General features: G+C 69.1%; 17 protein-coding genes. 11 read left to right on the top strand and 6 right to left on the bottom strand.

Features of this window, described 5'->3' with window-relative positions; translation table 11 throughout:
- The first annotated feature begins 46 nt into the window (after positions 1-46).
- The 5 genes from ACOOHF_RS15765 (at position 47) to ACOOHF_RS15745 (ending at position 5337) form a co-directional block, all read left to right on the top strand.
- Positions 47-199 (top strand): hypothetical protein, encoded by a 153-nt coding sequence (locus ACOOHF_RS15765; RefSeq protein ID WP_420462390.1) that lies wholly within the window; start codon positions 47-49, stop codon positions 197-199.
- The gene (locus ACOOHF_RS15760) at positions 186-2171 is read left to right on the top strand and encodes a pyrroloquinoline quinone-dependent dehydrogenase (RefSeq protein WP_420462389.1); all 1986 of its coding nucleotides are present in this window, start codon (positions 186-188) and stop codon (positions 2169-2171) included. Before ACOOHF_RS15765 ends, ACOOHF_RS15760 begins: the two co-directional genes overlap by 14 nt.
- Positions 2172-2179: 8 nt before the next feature.
- Entirely contained in the window at positions 2180-3058 is an 879-nt protein-coding gene (locus ACOOHF_RS15755; RefSeq protein WP_420462388.1) for an SDR family NAD(P)-dependent oxidoreductase, read from the top strand.
- Complete coding sequence (locus ACOOHF_RS15750) at positions 3040-4221, top strand: FG-GAP repeat domain-containing protein (RefSeq protein ID WP_420462387.1); 1182 nt, start codon at positions 3040-3042, stop codon at positions 4219-4221. Before ACOOHF_RS15755 ends, ACOOHF_RS15750 begins: the two co-directional genes overlap by 19 nt.
- 111 nt (positions 4222-4332) lie before the next feature.
- Positions 4333-5337, top strand: a complete 1005-nt coding sequence (locus ACOOHF_RS15745; protein ID WP_420462386.1) for a sirohydrochlorin chelatase — start codon at positions 4333-4335, stop codon at positions 5335-5337.
- 16 nt (positions 5338-5353) lie between these two features.
- On the opposite strand, the gene ACOOHF_RS15740 is transcribed toward ACOOHF_RS15745, so the two are convergent.
- Positions 5354-6526 carry a M20/M25/M40 family metallo-hydrolase gene (locus tag ACOOHF_RS15740; protein WP_420462385.1) on the bottom strand — a complete coding sequence of 391 codons (1173 nt, stop codon included), beginning with the start codon at positions 6524-6526 and terminating at the stop codon, positions 5354-5356.
- A 161-nt stretch (positions 6527-6687) separates the two neighbouring features.
- Between ACOOHF_RS15740 and ACOOHF_RS15735 the strand changes: the two genes are divergently transcribed.
- Positions 6688-7809, top strand: coding sequence for a hypothetical protein (locus tag ACOOHF_RS15735; protein WP_420462384.1), 1122 nt, complete (start codon positions 6688-6690; stop codon positions 7807-7809).
- Between the two features lies 1 nt (position 7810).
- On the opposite strand, the gene ACOOHF_RS15730 is transcribed toward ACOOHF_RS15735, so the two are convergent.
- Complete coding sequence (locus tag ACOOHF_RS15730) at positions 7811-8095, bottom strand: hypothetical protein (RefSeq protein ID WP_419935773.1); 285 nt, start codon at positions 8093-8095, stop codon at positions 7811-7813.
- A gap of 99 nt (positions 8096-8194) precedes the next feature.
- On the opposite strand from ACOOHF_RS15730, the gene ACOOHF_RS15725 reads away from it, so the two are divergent.
- A complete protein-coding gene (locus tag ACOOHF_RS15725; protein ID WP_419935772.1) occupies positions 8195-8629 on the top strand; it encodes an OsmC family protein in 435 nt (144 codons plus the stop codon).
- 34 nt (positions 8630-8663) lie between these two features.
- Here the strand turns inward: ACOOHF_RS15725 and ACOOHF_RS15720 are convergent, their stop codons facing one another.
- From ACOOHF_RS15720 to ACOOHF_RS15710, 3 genes are all read right to left on the bottom strand, one after another.
- Positions 8664-9566 carry a carboxypeptidase-like regulatory domain-containing protein gene (locus ACOOHF_RS15720; RefSeq protein WP_420462383.1) on the bottom strand — a complete coding sequence of 301 codons (903 nt, stop codon included), beginning with the start codon at positions 9564-9566 and terminating at the stop codon, positions 8664-8666.
- Between the two features lie 34 nt (positions 9567-9600).
- On the bottom strand, positions 9601-9795 hold the full coding sequence (locus tag ACOOHF_RS15715) for a hypothetical protein (protein WP_419935770.1): 195 nt from the start codon (positions 9793-9795) through the stop codon (positions 9601-9603).
- 65 nt (positions 9796-9860) lie between these two features.
- Positions 9861-10427, bottom strand: coding sequence for a DUF6265 family protein (locus ACOOHF_RS15710; RefSeq protein WP_420462382.1), 567 nt, complete (start codon positions 10425-10427; stop codon positions 9861-9863).
- 91 nt (positions 10428-10518) lie between these two features.
- On the opposite strand from ACOOHF_RS15710, the gene ACOOHF_RS15705 reads away from it, so the two are divergent.
- Positions 10519-10890 (top strand): hypothetical protein, encoded by a 372-nt coding sequence (locus ACOOHF_RS15705; protein ID WP_420462381.1) that lies wholly within the window; start codon positions 10519-10521, stop codon positions 10888-10890.
- Here ACOOHF_RS15705 and ACOOHF_RS15700 read toward each other — a convergent pair.
- Positions 10880-11539, bottom strand: a complete 660-nt coding sequence (locus ACOOHF_RS15700; RefSeq protein ID WP_420462380.1) for a class I SAM-dependent methyltransferase — start codon at positions 11537-11539, stop codon at positions 10880-10882. The two genes, ACOOHF_RS15705 and ACOOHF_RS15700, sit on opposite strands and share 11 nt — an antisense overlap.
- A 141-nt stretch (positions 11540-11680) precedes the next feature.
- Between ACOOHF_RS15700 and ACOOHF_RS15695 the strand changes: the two genes are divergently transcribed.
- The 3 genes from ACOOHF_RS15695 to lepB (ACOOHF_RS15685) all read left to right on the top strand — a co-directional run bounded on the left by ACOOHF_RS15695 (position 11681) and on the right by lepB (ACOOHF_RS15685) (position 15659).
- A complete protein-coding gene (locus tag ACOOHF_RS15695) occupies positions 11681-14002 on the top strand; it encodes a hypothetical protein (RefSeq protein WP_420462379.1) in 2322 nt (773 codons plus the stop codon).
- Positions 14003-14048: 46 nt separating this feature from the next.
- Positions 14049-14777, top strand: coding sequence for a signal peptidase I (gene lepB / locus ACOOHF_RS15690; protein WP_420462378.1), 729 nt, complete (start codon positions 14049-14051; stop codon positions 14775-14777).
- A gap of 108 nt (positions 14778-14885) precedes the next feature.
- Positions 14886-15659 (top strand): signal peptidase I, encoded by a 774-nt coding sequence (lepB, locus tag ACOOHF_RS15685; protein WP_420462377.1) that lies wholly within the window; start codon positions 14886-14888, stop codon positions 15657-15659.
- Positions 15660-15697 lie beyond the last annotated feature (38 nt).

The following is a 15697-nucleotide window of genomic DNA, read 5'->3' as shown; positions in this document are numbered from 1 at the left end:
CATTCCGGCTCCCGTACTCGAGTTTCCGACCATCCGCGAGGTAGAGATGCTCCCACCGCCTTCACGCGCACCGAGGCCGGCCAAGGACGAGTTCCTGCCGGAGCTTCCGTCATGGACGGCGGTAGGCGCGACCGAACTGTACAGCCCCGGCGTGTTGATCGAAGTCAAGGTGATCGCGGTGGTCGATGAGGACGGCTGACCGCGGACCCGCGCCCCCCGCAGCTGTCCGGGCCCTGGTCATCGGACTCGCCGTCGCCGGTTGCGGCACACCCGGGACTCGTACCGGCGAAGGGGCTTCGTCCGCGGCCTACGCGGCCGACGACTGGCCCGTTTACGGGGGCGATCCAGGAGGTCTCAAGTACTCTTCCCTCAACGACATCGACCGCTCCAGCGTAACCGAACTCGAGGCGGCGTGGACTTGGGAGACGGGCGAGACGCCGATCCCCGACGCGGCCAGCCCCATCCAGGGCGAGCGGGTGGCGCCGGGGGCGTTCGAGGCGACGCCGATCGTCATCAACGACACGATGTGGCTCTCGACCCCCTACAACCGCGTCGTCGCCCTCGACGCGGAGACGGGCGAGGAATTCTGGAGCTACGATCCCCGCTCCTGGGAGTGGGGGAACCTCCACCGCGGATGCCGCTTCTGTCACCGCGGGATCGCGCAGTGGAGCGACGGTGGGGAGCGGCGGATCTTCCTCAACACCCGCTGGCGGCTGATCGCGCTCGACGCCGCCACCGGAGCGCCGGTCCCGGGCTTCGGCGACGGGGGCGAGGTCGACCTCACCGAGGGTCTCGCCTGGGACGCGAACCGGCTCCACATCTCCAATACCTCTCCCGCGGTCGTGTTCGAGGACATCGTCATCGTGGGCAGCGGGGTCCCGGACAACCGGATCTACCGGAACAACCCTCCCGGCGATGTACAGGCGTTCGATGCGCGCATGGGCGAGTTGCTGTGGACCTTCCACACGATCCCCAAGGAGGGCGAGTTCGGGGTCGAAACGTGGGAGGACGAGTCGTGGTCCTACACCGGCTCGGCGAACGTGTGGGCGCCCTTCTCGCTCGACGCCGAGCGGGGGCTCGTCTACCTGCCCGTCTCCACTCCGAACAACGACTTCTACGGCGGCCACCGGCGGGGCCAGAACCTGTTCGCCGAGTCGCTCGTGTGCCTCGACGCGCGCACGGGCGAGCGGGTGTGGCACTTCCAGACGGTGCACCACGGGCTGTGGGACTACGACCTGCCCGCGCCGCCGGGCCTCGTCACGATCGAGGTGGACGGACGGCGGATCGACGCGGTGGTGGCGGTGACGAAGACGGCGTTCACCTACGTGCTGGACCGCCTGACCGGCGAGCCCGTGTGGCCGGTCGAGGAGCACGCCGTGCCCGAGAGTACGGTCCCGGGAGAGGTGCCGTGGCCGACGCAGCCCTTCCCGACGCGGCCGGCGCCCTTCTCCCGGCAGGGCATTACCGAGGATGACCTGATCGACTTCACGCCGGAGCTGAGGGCGGAAGCGCTGGAGGTGTTCCGCCGCCACCGGACGGGTCCGATTTTCACGCCGCCCTCGGTCGAGGGGACGATCATGATGCCGGGCCTCATCGGCGGGGTGGGGTGGGGCGGCGCCGCCATCGATCCCGCCAGCGGGCACATGTTCGTGAAAGCCTACGACGACCCGTTCCTCGCCCGGGTCGCCGAGGGGGAACGGGGCGCCGGCGACGCGGACTATCTACCGAACTTCGCGAGCACCCTCTCGGTGGCGGGCGGGCTTCCGATCATCAAGCCGCCGTACGGCACGCTCACCGCGATCGACCTCAACACGGGCGAGCACCTGTGGCAGCGTCCTTTCGGGGACGACTCGGCGATCCGCCAGCACCCGGCGCTGGCGGGGCTGGACCCGCCCCCGATGGGAGGGACGCCGCAGAGCCACGGCACGACCTCGGGACCCCTGGTGACGGCAGGCGGGATCGTGTTCCTGGCCGGCGGGACGCCGTGGCTCGAAGCGATGGATGTGAGCGACGGCCGCACGCTGTGGCGGGGGGACCTGGGCGACGGCCTGGGGCGCGGCAACCCGATGACGTACCGCACTCGTGCCGGGCGGCAGTTCGTCGTGGTCGCCACCTCCGCCGACGGGCAGGTCGATTCGAAACTCCAGGCCTTCGCCCTCCCCGCCCGGTGAGTGGAGCCATGGACACAGGGGACCACATGAGCGTCAAGGGACAGATCGCCGTGGTCACCGGGGCGAACTCCGGTGTCGGCAAATCGACGGCGGAGTTGCTCGTCCAGGCGGGTGCGGACCTGACCATGATCTGCCGCGGCCGCGGGCGCGGAGAGGAGGCCCTGGCGGAGATGCAGCGGGCAGGTGCCGCCGCGGGCGCCGAGGTTCGCCTCGAAATCGCCGACCTCTCGCGCCCGTCCGATGTACGGGCGCTCGCCGGGCGCCTGGCCGCTCGGCTGCCCGCGATCGACATCCTCGTGAACAACGCCGGCGCGTGGCTGCACCGCCGCGAGATCTCGCCGGAGGGTTTCGAGATGATGTTCGCGACCAACCACCTCGGCCATTTCCTCCTCACGCACCTGCTCCTCGACGGCCTCGCGGCCGGGCGCGGCCGGATCGTCAACGTGAGTTCCGATGCGCACCGCTACGGCGATCTGCGGCGGGCCGGGCTCGAAGCCATCGCGCGCGGCGACGCCTGGAGGGGAGGCTTCAAGTCTTACGGAGACACGAAACTGGCCAACGTCCTCTTCACGTTCGAGTCGATTCGGAGGTGGGAAGATCGGGGGATCACCGCCAACACCCTGCACCCGGGGACGCTCCGGACGCGGATCGCGAGAAGGAACCGGAGTACACTCGGTCTCCTGATGCGCATGACCAGGAGTTTGCTGACCCGGCCCGAGATCGGAGGCCGCGCCGTCATGCGACTCGTCGAGGACCCCTCCCGCGACGACGTGACCGGACGGTACTTCAAGGTCGAGGAGGAAGTCCGCGCCCAGGCGCAGGCGTACGATGCCGATCTGGCCCGGGAATTGTGGGAGCGCAGCCTCGAATGGACCGGAGCCACGTGATGCCGCGCCGCGTGATGCCCCGGCGGAGCGCCGCGCTCCTCGCTGCGTGCGTCTTCGCGGCCGTCCCGTGCACCGCGCGCGGCGTCAGTGGACAGCAGGAGCGGACGTTCCGGCCGCTGGGCCCGCTCGGTCCCGAGAATCGGCTCACGGCCTCGGTCCACCTAGGCGACGTGGACGGCGATGGGTCGCTCGACATCGTCGTGGCCAACGGCCGGCACTGGCCCGAGCAGAACCGGATCTTTCTGAACGACGGACGCGCGGGGTTCACGCTGGCCCGCCGGCTGGGGGACGAGGAGGACGGCACGTACGCGGCCCCCCTCGCCGACTTCGACGGGGACGGCGACCTCGACATCGCAACCGGGAACGATCGCACCCGCAACCTCGTGTTCCTGAACGATGGGACCGGACGCTTCGAGAGGAGCGGCACCTTCGGCACTCCGAGTTCGACCCGGAGTCTCACCCTGGCAGACCTGGACGGCGACGCGAACACGGACATCCTCGTCGTCAATCGGGGTCGGCAGAACTTCATCTTCCGGGGCGACGGCGCCGGAGGCTTTGACGAAGGGACGCCGTTCGGGGCGGGGGACGACTCCACGATCGATGTCGCGGCGGCGGATCTCGACGCGGACGGGGACCTGGATCTCGTCCTCGCCAACCGGGACGGCGGGGCCAATGCGATCCACTGGAACGATGCAGGGGCCTTCGATCGGCGCACCGCCTACGGCACCGGCAGCGACGAGACGCGCGGCGTCGCGACCGGCGACGTGAACGGCGATGACTTCGCCGATGTCGTGGTGGCGAACATCGGTGAACGAAACGCGGTGTACTACGGCGACGAGACGGGGACCTTCGAGCGAAGCCGGATGTTCGGGCGCGACGACGATCAGAGCTATGCCGTCGTCCTCGCCGACCTGGATCTCGACGGGGACCTCGACATCATCGTCGCCAACGCCGGCGCCCGGAACGCCGTGTACTTCAACCGGGGCACCGAGACGGGCGAACCGTTCGAGGAGTTCCGGTTCGGGTGCGATGACTGCGGCACCTATGGGGTCACAGTCGGCGATCTGAACGGGGACGGTTTCCCCGAGATCATCACCGCGAATTCGGGCGCGCCCAACGTGATCTTCGCCAACCTGCCCGCGAGCGGAGAAGAGCGCCGTTAATCCTTGCGACGTTCGCTGTGAGGGAACTTTTTTCTTCCGCCCCTCCTATATGAGAACGAGTCTCAGTGTCAGTATCATTATCAATGTCATTGTCAGCGCAGGGGTAACCAGATGACCGCTCGCCTGCCCCGGACGCGTGCGCCGTACGCCGCTCTCGCCGTGCTCTGGGCGTTGGGCGGATGCGCGTCCGCGAACGTGTCTCCCCGGGTCACCGGACCTGCCGCGGATCCGGAAGGGAAACCGCCGTCGGCCGCCGCCGAGACTCGTCCCGGGGTGCTCGTCATGGCCCACGGCGCGGGTGAGGACTGGAACGGTCGCGTCGAGGCCGCCATCGAGCCGTTACGCGACCGGATCCCCGTGGCGCTGGCTCTGGGCATGGCGGACCCGGGCACGCTGCAGGCTGCGTTGGATGCCCTCGAGGACGAGGGAGTCAACACCGTGGCCGTGGTGCGACTGTTCGTCTCGGGCGCCTCCTTTCTGCACCCGACGGAATTCCTCTTCGGACTGCGCCCCGACGCCCCGCGCATGGCGATGGTGGGGCACCGCATGGTCGACGGGTCGGAACTCGACCCGCTCGCAACGAGCGGCCGGATCCTGCTGACGCGGGAAGGTCTCGCGGGTTCCGACGAGGTAGCGGGCATTCTCCTCGACCGTGCCGGCTCGGCCGGCGCACACCCGCCCGAGACCGGCCTCCTGCTCCTCGCGCACGGCATGGGCGTGGAGGCGGAGAACCAGCACCTTCTCGATGCCATGGGGCAGAGTGCGCAGGCGCTGCGGTCCGCGGGATACGGCGAGGTGCGGTTGGCCACCCTCAGGGAGGATTGGGCCGAGGCGAGGGCGGAGGCGGAGCGGGAGATCCGGGCGGCGGTCGCCGACATGGGCGAACGTGGACGCCGGGTCCTGGTGGTCCCGTACCGCGTATCGGGGTTCGGCCCCTACGCAGGGGTCCTCGAAGGTCTCGAATACACCCCGACCGAGGGCTTCCTGCCGCACCCCCTGATCACGAGCTGGGTCGCAGCTCGGGCCACTTCGGCGTTTTGTTCGGCCGGGCTGTCCTCGCCGCTCGCGCCGTGCGAGAGCGTGGCGGGGGAACCCGCACGTCAGCCGGGGATGTGACGGCTGTCGGGGCCCTTCAGCCGCAGTAGTCGGCGGCGGCCTCGGCGAGGATCTCGGCGAGGCGCACGCACGAGTCGAGGTCCACCCATTCCACGTCCGCGTGGGCGCCCGCGCCGTGCGGTCCGATCACGACGGAGTCGACCCCCGCCGCCTGGGTGAGCGCCGAATCCATCCAGGGAGACTCGCCGATCACGGCCGGATCCCGGTCCAGCACCCTGCGAGCCGCGCGCGACACGCAGGCCGCGATCGGCGCCTCCGGCGTGGTCTCGAAGGGTTCGCGGTGGAAGAAGGTCTTCCACTCCACGTCGAGCGAGGGGTCCTCCGCGCGCAGATCTTCGAGAAGGCGCGAGATCTCGCCTTCCACGGACGCCTGTGTCTCAGGAGGCACGGTACGTCGCTCGACCCGGAGCGTGCAGCGCGGGGAATAGGTGCTGATCCCGGTCCCGCCCTCCACGAGCGCCGCGTGCATCGAGGGGGGGCCGAGCAGCCGATGGCCCGGACGCGCGAGGAGTTCCTCGATCAGTCCCTCCAGCCGGTGCAGGACGCGGCCCATGCGAAGGTTCGCGTCGACGCCATCGCGGTAGCGGCTCCCGTGGGCGGCGCGGCCCCGCGTCGTGATCTCGATCCAGGTGAAGCCGCGGTGAGCGACGCAGAGATCCAGGGAGGTGGGCTCTGTGACGATCGCCGCGTCGAAATCCAGTTCGCCCCGGGCGCGCCGCGCGACCAGGTCGGCGGTGCCGAGGCTCGCGTACTCCTCGTCGGCGACCGCGGCCACGAGGATGTCCCCGGCGAGGCGGGTTCCGTAGTCCCGGAGAAGCCGCGCCGCCTCGATACAGGCGGTGAGCGCGCCCTTCATGTCGTAGGCGCCGCGCCCGTACAGCCGGCCGTCCTCGACCCGGCCCGCGAACGGGTCCACCATACCCTCCACGCCCACCGTGTCGTAGTGCGCGTTGAGCATCAGGGTGGAACCGCCCCCCGTGCCGGGAAGGCGTCCGACGACGCTGGGGCGGCCCGGCTCCGGTTCGTAGCGGTCCACGGTGAGCCCCGCCTCGCGCATGTGGCGGGTCGTCACGCGGGCGATCGCGGCTTCCCCCGGGGCTCCGGGCACGAGGGCCGGGTTCACGGAGTCCGTGGAAACGAGGTCCAGGAGCACGGCCGTGAGGCGATGGGGGTCGACGGAGAAGGTCATGATCGCATAATGTCCCATTGGAGGATCGGGACAAGCCCGCCCGGGCACCTTGCCCGCCGCGCCGGGTATTTCAAGTGGACATCGCGAACTTCAGGACTCACTCCAACAGGACTCACTCCAACAGGGCTCACTCCGGATCCCGGGCAGAGGTCGTGCCCGCCGTGGAAGAAGGGAAGACGGTGCGGACGACCCCAAGACTCCTTCACACGCCCTTCACGATTTCCGTTCTCGGTCTCGCACTCGCCACCCCCGTCGCCGCGCAGCGGACTCTGCCCCCGGAAGGCCCCGCAGGTGGCCCCCGGCTCATCCCTCTGGTGACGTCGGGCGCGGCGGCCCCGAGGGTGTTGCTGGTGGACCCTCTCCGCTACTGCGTGGTGGCCAGCCTCCCCACCGGCCCCGACGCCCGCGGTGTGGCCCTGAGTCCGGATGGCCGCTTCGCATACGTGACGAGCTACGCCTGGGAGCCCGAGCCGCTGGGGCGGCGAGGCGCCGCGCTGTCGTCGGATGGAGGTGCGGGCGCGCCGCCTCTGAGGCGTGGGGTGACCGTCATCGACCTCGAAGCGCGGAGCGTCCATGCGGTCTTCCAGCCGCGGGACTACCGGCAACTCGGCGCCATCGCGGTCGGAGAGGGCGGGACCCGGCTCTGGATGACGAGCGAAGCTGAGAACGGCGTGGTGGAGGTCGATGCGCGGACCGGTGAAGTCATGATGCTGTGGAGGACCGGGGGACAGGGCGCGACCGACATTGCGGTCAGTCGCGATGGACGTCGCGTGTTCACGACGAATTCCGGGTCTGAGGACGTCGCCGTGATCGACCGCTTGACCGTCATGTCGAGGCGGGTCCCGACGGGTCGGCGGCCGGGCGGCGTCGCGGTCGCACCGGCGGGCGACGAAGTGTGGGTCGTGAACAGCGGAGATCACACGGTCAGCGTGCTCGGCGACTTCGACGATCTTCGAGAGCTGAGGCGGTTTCCGAGCGGCGGCGAGGAACCCGTGCGGATCGCCTTTCATGCCGGGCGACGGGAAGCGTGGATCTCACACCGAGCCAGCCGCACCGTCACCGTTGCGGCCATGGCATCCGGGGAGAGGATCGGCGAGATCTCCCTGCCCGGCGAGCCACGGGAGATCCTCTTCTCCGACGATGGGGCGCGCGCCTACATCCTGTCGCCGGCCAGCCAGCGCGTGTACACGATCGCGGTCGCGTCCCGTCGCCTGGTGAGTTCGTCGGGCCCGGCCGCTACGCCGCACCCGCGGCCGTCCGCGGGCGCCCGCAGCCCCTGGTGACTCAGGGGCTCGGGAGGCGCTTGATTTCGCGCCTCCCCGCCGCGACGCCTGCCCCGATTCCGATGCCGAACAGGATGGCGGTGATCGGGTTCAGGATGGGAAGAATGGCGGCCGGCAATGCGACGGCCCAGGCCGCGACGCCTGCCAGGACGGGAACGCCGCGCCGGTGCACGCCGTCGACGAAGCGCAGGCGTCGGTGGACGAACTTCTTCATCGTCACGTACCCCCCGATGGACAGGACGCCCGTGACGATGAGCCAGAGAAAGTTCCCAATGAAGTCGAGCATGTGGCACCTCCTGAAGAACCCGTACGCCCCCCGTCCGGGAGCGGTTTCAGCGGCCCGAGTCTATGTTTGCGGCGTTCGTCTCCAGCCGGAAGGACCGTGATGAGCCTCGAAGAAACCCGCGAAGAAACGCAACTCCGCTGGAACGGCGGCCTCGAATTCACGGCCGAACGGGCCGGGTTCGAGACGCGGATCGACGGGGATCAGCGGGTAGCCCCGAGCCCCGTCGCCCTGCTCGTCGAAGCGGTCGCCGCGTGCGCCGCGATCGACGTCGTCCACATCCTGCAGAAGGGACGCCAACCCCTCACTGCGCTCTCGGTTTCGACCCGGTTCCGGCGCTCGGACACGGCGCCGCGCTACCTGAAGGGGCTGAAGTTCGAGTTTCACCTGGCCGGGCAGGTGGACGAGGCGAAGGCGCGGCGCGCCGTCATGCTCTCGTTCGAGAAATACTGCTCGGTCTACCATTCGCTCCGGAAGGACATGGAACTCGAATGGACGCTGTCCCTGAACGGCGAGCCCGCGGGAGGGCGGGACTGACGACGAAGCCCTCGCGGGTCGCCCGGGATCGGGGCTACTCGAACGGCTCGGGGAGGTCGCCGGCCCAGTCCAGGAAGCCGGGGCCACCCGGCGTCCACACCACGATCGCGCCGCACGTGGAGCCTGTACGCATGAACTCCATCGGCGTCTCGACGTCGCGCTTGTAGACCTCGACCGCGCCCAGGTCCTCCTTCGGGAGGTCGTCGAACTGCATCCCCGACTGGTACATCCCATCGAGGTAGAGCGCCGGCGGACATCCGAGCCGGGCCCCCTGCCCCAGATAGACTTCGGCACGCCCGTACTCGATGCGGCCGACCGAGATGTTCGGTTCGCCGCGCAACAGGTCGCTGGGGAGGCGCGGGTTCCGGGTCCTGATCTCGCGCGGCGTGTAGAACGTCCCGAACCCCTTCTCCATGCGCTCCACGAAGCCGGTCAGGTTCCGTGCGCGGCGGGTTTGCCGAACCTCGACCGTCAGGTCCGCGATGCGAACGACGGTGCGGGAAAGGGTCAGCGTCACGCGCGTCGTCACGTCGGGCTGAAGTTCGAGGACGGCGTAGCTCGGTTCGTAGCCGATGAAACGGACCTCGAGCGAGTCCTTCCCGGCGGGCGCGTTGGGGACCCGGAAGTTCCCCTCGGCGTCGGTGATCGCGCCGGCCACCCTCCCCATGAACTGGACCGTGGCGCCCTCGATGGGGAGCCCGGTCGAGGCGCTCACCACCTGGCCGATGAGTTCGGCCGTGCGTCGTTCCGCTTCTTCCTGCGCCGCGATCGGCCCCACCGGCACGGCACCCGCCGCCAGGGCCAGCGCCGCGAGCAGGCCCCACCTGGTTCGCAACCGCAATACACTCACGTTACCCCCGCTGGTCGAGGCCCGGACCGTCTCCCCCGAGGTCCGGACCGTCTCCATAAGGATGGCGATTCCTCGCCCCCGGTTCAATTCCCGGCCACCTCGGGGCGATCACCGCCGGCTACTACACCCGGCAGGCCATATCCTGCCCGCAGCACATCGGCGACTTCACCATGCCGTGCCCCGCGGGGCACCGGGAGACATGGACGGCGCTGCCGTCATCCTTGACCAGCGTATCGTGAGTCAGTTCCGCGCCGCACTGGCCGCACGTCATCGTCCCGATGCTCATCCCGCATTCGTCGCAAGTGTAAGCCGCCATTCGAGGCTCCTCCCTCCGAGGGGGTTCATGAAGTCAAACGTCTGACGTGGTCTCCGGAATACGGTTCAGCGCCGCGTCATCGCCAACACGGTGGGATCCCCGCCGCGGCTCCCGTGAATCGTCACGCGCAGCGCGTCCTCCGTCGGACTCTCGTAGGTGAACCACGACAATCCGTTCTCGGGGGGCTCCGGGGCCGTATTCCGGAACGTCGCCTTGCGTCCTTCCAGCTCCGTGAGACGAAACTCGAGCGCGGTCTCCTCGCGGGGCGCCCAACCGCGTCCCACGTGCTTGAAGCGATAGTAGATCTCGCCGTCGTCGTCCTGCTCGAGCAGAAGCAGCTCATACATGATCGCGAGACCGTCCCTCACGAGCCGGAAGGAGCCGGACATCGACCGGCCGGCCGGGCTGAACCACGCCTCCTCGATCTGTCCCCCCATCGCCTCTCCGCCCCAGTGGCCCGCGATCCAGGCGAGATCTTCGAGCTCCGCCGCCCCGCTCCCGATCGCAATCCCGTCGGCCGACGCGTCGTCGGCCCGGGCCCCGAGTGCGAGGCCGATGACCGCGAGCGGGATGGCGATCCAACTCAAGGCGACGGAGGCCGTTGGCCGCCTGCGAGACGAGTGTGGTCTCATCGATTTCCTCCGGGACGGCGCCTCGCGCGGTCGCGGGCATGGGCGATTTGAGATTTGAGAAACTGCAAAGCGCACCGCATCTTCGCACGCCATGAAAGCCGCCGTAAAGATCACCGTGAAGATCACCGGGTCGATCGTCGTGTGCCTGCTGGCGGGTCTCGTCGGACTGGCCCTCGTGTTTCGCGACCTGCCGGTCGGTCCGGGAGCGGGCCTCATCGCGCTCGGTGGTCTGTTCTATCTCGCCATCGGATTCGCGCTCACCCGGTGGCATCGGGGTGCGCGTCCGCTCCTCTGGGGGCTCGCTCCCGGTTGGGGTCCGGGTCTCCTCGGCCTCATCGGCGTCTGGGTCTCCGCCACGGACCCCTCGTCGGGCCACTGGGCCCTGGCTCTCCTCTTCCTCCTCGGTCCCGCGGTCGCGGGTCTGGCCGGGGCCTCTCTGGCGCGAAGAACGCTCAGCGCCTGACTCGCTGCGGGTTTGTGAGTTGCCTCCCGCTGGCCCGACGGGCCCCGCCAAGGTAGACGGACCCCAGCGCCCGGGGTACGCCGGGCATGATGAAGCGCTCGAGCTGGGTGATCCGGAACCCGGCGTCCTCGATCTCCTCGTCGATCTTCCGGTTCACGTTGCAGCCGCAGGCGACGAGATTCTGAAGGGGGTTGACGGCATCCTGGACGCGGGCCACCCACCGCCCGCCGTTCCTCCCGTGCTCGAGGAAGAGGAGTTCTCCCGAGGGCTTGAGTACCCGTCTCATCTCGACGAGCGCCGTCGGCAGTCGTTCGATCGAACACAGCGTCCAGGTGCTCGACACGGTGTCGAAGTGGCCGTCGGGGAAGGGCAGCCGGTCGGCCGCGTCGAGCGTGATGCGCTCCACGGGGAAGGGGGCCTCGGCGACGCGCCTGCGCACGCGGCGTTCGAGCACCGCCGCGGGATCGAGGCCGGTGACCCGGCGCACGGACTCCGGATAGCAGTCGAGGTTCAATCCGGTCCCGAAGCCGACCTCCAGCACCTCTCCGTGCGCGCGAGCGAGCGCCCGGCGCCGATAGCCGCGGTGCACTTCGCCCTTGAGGCCGCTCTCCATGAGACGCGGAAAAACGTGCTCGGAATAGATGCCCATTTGCCGGTCCGGTGACGTCGTAGCCTGTTGAAACGTCTGCTGAAACATAGACGTAGCACTCCCTGGCGGGATGCATCCACGCTCGAGGGCGGTCGGGTCGCTCATGAGCCGCCGACCGGAACGTCTTCACAAGGGATTGGATTGAACCGAGCGAGTAGCGCCACGTGTGCCCTCTCGCTGGCGGCCCTGTGGCTCGCCTCCGGCGGGTCGGGCGACGCGGACGCCCTCCAGGATCCGCCGCCGACCCCGGGCGCCGCCGGTTTGCGGCAGGTGCCGGCCGACGCCTACGCCGACGCAGGCGTGGCGGCGCTGATCGAACGCGCGCGAGCGCAGCGCAAGGCCCGGGCCGACGGACTGACCAGCTTCGAACTGACGTACCGCGAGCGGATCTACGCCGGGCTCGGCGGCCGGGCGCTTCGGCGCGAACGGGCCATGTTTCACCAGGAGCGCGCGGCGCGCATGCGCTGGGCGGCCGAGGGCGACCACATCATCCGCTGGCTGGGGGTGCGGCGGGGTGTGCCGATCGCCGGCCTGGGCGTCGAGTTCGAGGACGACCTGCGCGAGGATGACGCCTTCGACCTCGACTTCGACATCCTCGATCCGGCCAGCGAGCACGTGGCGATCGGCTCGGACTGGGCGCTCCACCCGCTGGCCGACACGGCCGCCCTCCACTACCGGTACCGCTCCGGCGACACGCTGAGAATCCGCTTTGCCGGGTCGGACCGCACGGTGACCCTGATCGAAGCGATCGTGGAGCCGCGCGAGGGCCGCTTCGACCGCATCGCGGGCTCCTTCTGGTTCGATGCCGATGCCGGCGTCCTGACCCGGGCCGCCTACCGTCCCGCGATCGAGTACGACTTCGACCGCGAGCAGCCGGAGGATGCGGAGGACGTGCCCGGGTTCGTGAAGCCCATCCGGGCCAGGGTCGACTTCATCACGATCGACTACGGGCTCCAGGAACTCCGCTGGTGGTTGCCGAACCGCATGGCGTTCGACGCCACGGCCACCGTGGCGGGGCGGTGGAGCGTGCCTGTGCGCTTCGAGTGGACGTTCGAGGACTATCTCGTCGACCAGGAACAAACGCTCGATCCGGGGGAGGATCTCCCGCTCGGCTGGACCCGCTGGGTCGACCGCGACGAGGAGATCCCGATTCCCGAATCGGACACGCTCGAGCGGTCCAGGGTCGGGCTTCGGGTGGGGCTCCGGGCGGAGCCCGAGGCCGAGAGGATCCGCGACGATCCACTCACCGCGGAAGCGGATTCGCTGCCGGAGAATTCGCGGCCGGTGGTGATCATCGTCCCTCCCATCGACGACCTCGCCGCGGCTCCGGAACTGCTCGAACCCCTGTTCTCCCCGGGGGTGGTCGCGTTCGAGGCGGATGAACTGGACGACCTCAGGAATCGCCTCTCGTCGCTCCGCATCCCGGCGGCCGGCGCGCTCGCCCCGCATCTCGACCTGATTCCGGGGCTGGGCAGGCTCCGCTACAACCGGGTCGAAGGACTATCGCTGAACGCCCGGTTCGGCTGGCCCACGGGCAATTCCTCGGAGTTCGCGGTCACGCCCCGGATCGGGATCCCCGAATGGGAGCCCGGGGTGGAAGTCGGGTGGCGCCGACAGACCGCGCGCGGCGGCTTCGGGATCACCGCGTACCGTCGGCTGACCGACCTCGGGGACTGGGGTCGTCCTCTCTCATTGGGAAACTCGTTCAACAGCCTGATGCTGGGGTACGACGAAGGCCTCTACTTCCGCGAGACCGGGCTCGAACTCTCGGCCAGCCGGCAGGGTGCCCGCACGCGGGTCGAGGCGACGCTGTTCGCGGAGCGCCACCAGAACGCCCCCAAGCGGAGCGACGCCTCGCTCCCGAACCTCTTCGGCGACGCGGCCTTCCCCGACAACATCTTCGCCGAGCGTGGTGACATCGCCGGCATCTCGGGCCGATGGCGGGCGTTCAGTTCCGTCGACCCCGGGGTTCCGGTCCTGAGTGGTTCGGCGTGGGGTGAAGCCGCGACGGGGGACTTCGGCGACTACGGCCGGGTGGCGGTCTCGGCGGCACTCCAACTCCCTCTGGGGCTGTGGAGCCTGGCGCTGGAGGGTGCGACGGGAAGAGTGTTCGGCGAGCCGCCGCTCCAGCGGCACTTCCACCTCGGCGGGTCGTACACGCTGCGGGCCTTCGACCCCGGGGCGGCCGCCGGGGAGAGCTTCTGGCTCGGACGCGTCGAACTGGGACGCGGCTTCCGGATCGGCGACCCCGCGTACGACGTGGGCGGCAGCGCGTTGCGTGTGACCGCTTTCTGGGATGCGGCATGGGCGGGGCCCCGGGACGGCTTCGGAACCGAGGGCTGGCGCTCGAGCGTCGGGGCCGGCTTTTCGATCCTGGAGGGTCTGTTCCGGATCGACATCGCCCGCGCCGTACGCGGCGGCGCTACCTGGCGGCTCCATCTCTACTTCGACGGGCTCATGTAACCTCCGGCGCAAGGGGCGCCGGCAGTCTCTCCAGGGAGGTCAGGCGATGATGGCACGAAGTCGGAAAACGAAGCGGCCCCCCGCTCCGCCACGGTTCAGCCGGGCGTGGTTTGTCGGTTGGATCCGCTCGCTGACCCTCGCGGCCGTGATGCTGTTCTTCTTCCGGACCTTCCTCTTCGCCAGTTTCGTCATCACGTCGGGATCGATGAGGGAGACACTGCTCGTGGGTGACTTCCTGCTCGTGAACAGGATGTCGCTGGGTTCCACGATCCCGTTCACGGACTTCCGGGTTCCGGGATACGCCGAGCCGGAACACGGCGACATCATCGTGTTTCGAGCCGATCACTCGCCCGGGCTCGATATCGTCAAGCGCACCGTCGGCCTCCCCGGCGACACACTCCACATGGTGCGCGGCGTCCTCTACCGGAACGGAAGCGAGGTCGACGAACCCTACGTGCTCCGGAACCCCCGGATCCCCGACGCGTCGGACGCACGGATGCTGTGGCAAACCGCGCATCTGTCACCGGAAGCACGACCAGGGTACCACCCCACGCGGGACAACTGGGGGCCGATCGTCGTCCCCGGAGAGCGCTATTTCATGCTTGGGGACAATCGCGACGACAGTTTCGACTCGCGGTTCTGGGGATTCGTCGAACGAAAAAAGATGCGGGGGACGTTGTTCTTCATCTACTACTCGTACGACCGGAAGGCACCGAAGCCGGCGCGCTTCCTGACGGCGATGAGACCGGAACGGATCGGCCCCTCTCCCGACTAGCCTCCTCAATGGTTTGCGCGGCGGACGCCGGGCTCGCAGAGTAGCGTCCCCTCGATGACGATGAAGCCCGGCGCCGCTGGTGCCCGTGGAACGAGCGGCTGGAGAGCAATGGCACGAGGCCGGAAAGCGAGAGACACGATCCGCGAAGGGAGCGAAGAGGAGGGATCGAAGCGGAAGCGTCCGCCACCGCCACCGCGTTTCAGCGGTGCCTGGTTCCTCGACTGGGCCCGCACCCTGCTCGTCGCGGCCATCATCTTTTTCGTTTTCCGAAGCTTCCTGCTTGCGACGTTCGTCATTACGTCGGGCTCGATGGAGGACACCCTGCTGGTCGGCGACTTCCTGCTCGTGAACAAGATGTCGCTCGGCTCGTCCGTTCCTCTCACGGACTTCCGCGTCCCGGGGTACAAGGAACCAAAACACGGCGACATCATCGTATTCCGGGCCGACCACTCCCCTGGACTCGACATCGTGAAGCGCACCGTGGGCCTGCCGGGGGACACGCTGTGGATGGAGGACGGCGTCCTTCACCGGAACGGGGCCGCGCTCGAGGAGCCCTATGCCCTCCGCAATCGCCGCCAGCCGGACTCGGGGGACCCGATGATGTTGTGGCAGACCGGGTACCTGGTGCCGGACCCGGCTCGCGAGGAATACGAGCCGACGCGGAACAACTGGGGACCGATCGTCATCCCCGCCGAGCGGTTCTTCATGCTGGGGGACAACCGCGACTCGAGCTTCGATTCGCGGTTCTGGGGCTTTGTGGAGCGGAAGAAGATGCGGGGCACGCCAATCTTCATCTACTACTCGTACGACCGGGAGGCGTTGAGGCCAATCCGCTTCCTCACGGCGATGAGGCCCGGCCGGGTCGGGCCATCCCCCGACTAGCGGCGCGAGGCAGGGTCACCCCGGCGGTACGGAGCCGG

It is taken from the genome of Candidatus Palauibacter sp., assembly GCF_965216145.1.
Taxonomy (GTDB): domain Bacteria; phylum Gemmatimonadota; class Gemmatimonadetes; order Palauibacterales; family Palauibacteraceae; genus Palauibacter.
The sequence above is the reverse complement of the archived record's forward strand: the minus strand, read 5'-3'. Positions and strand labels throughout refer to the sequence as shown.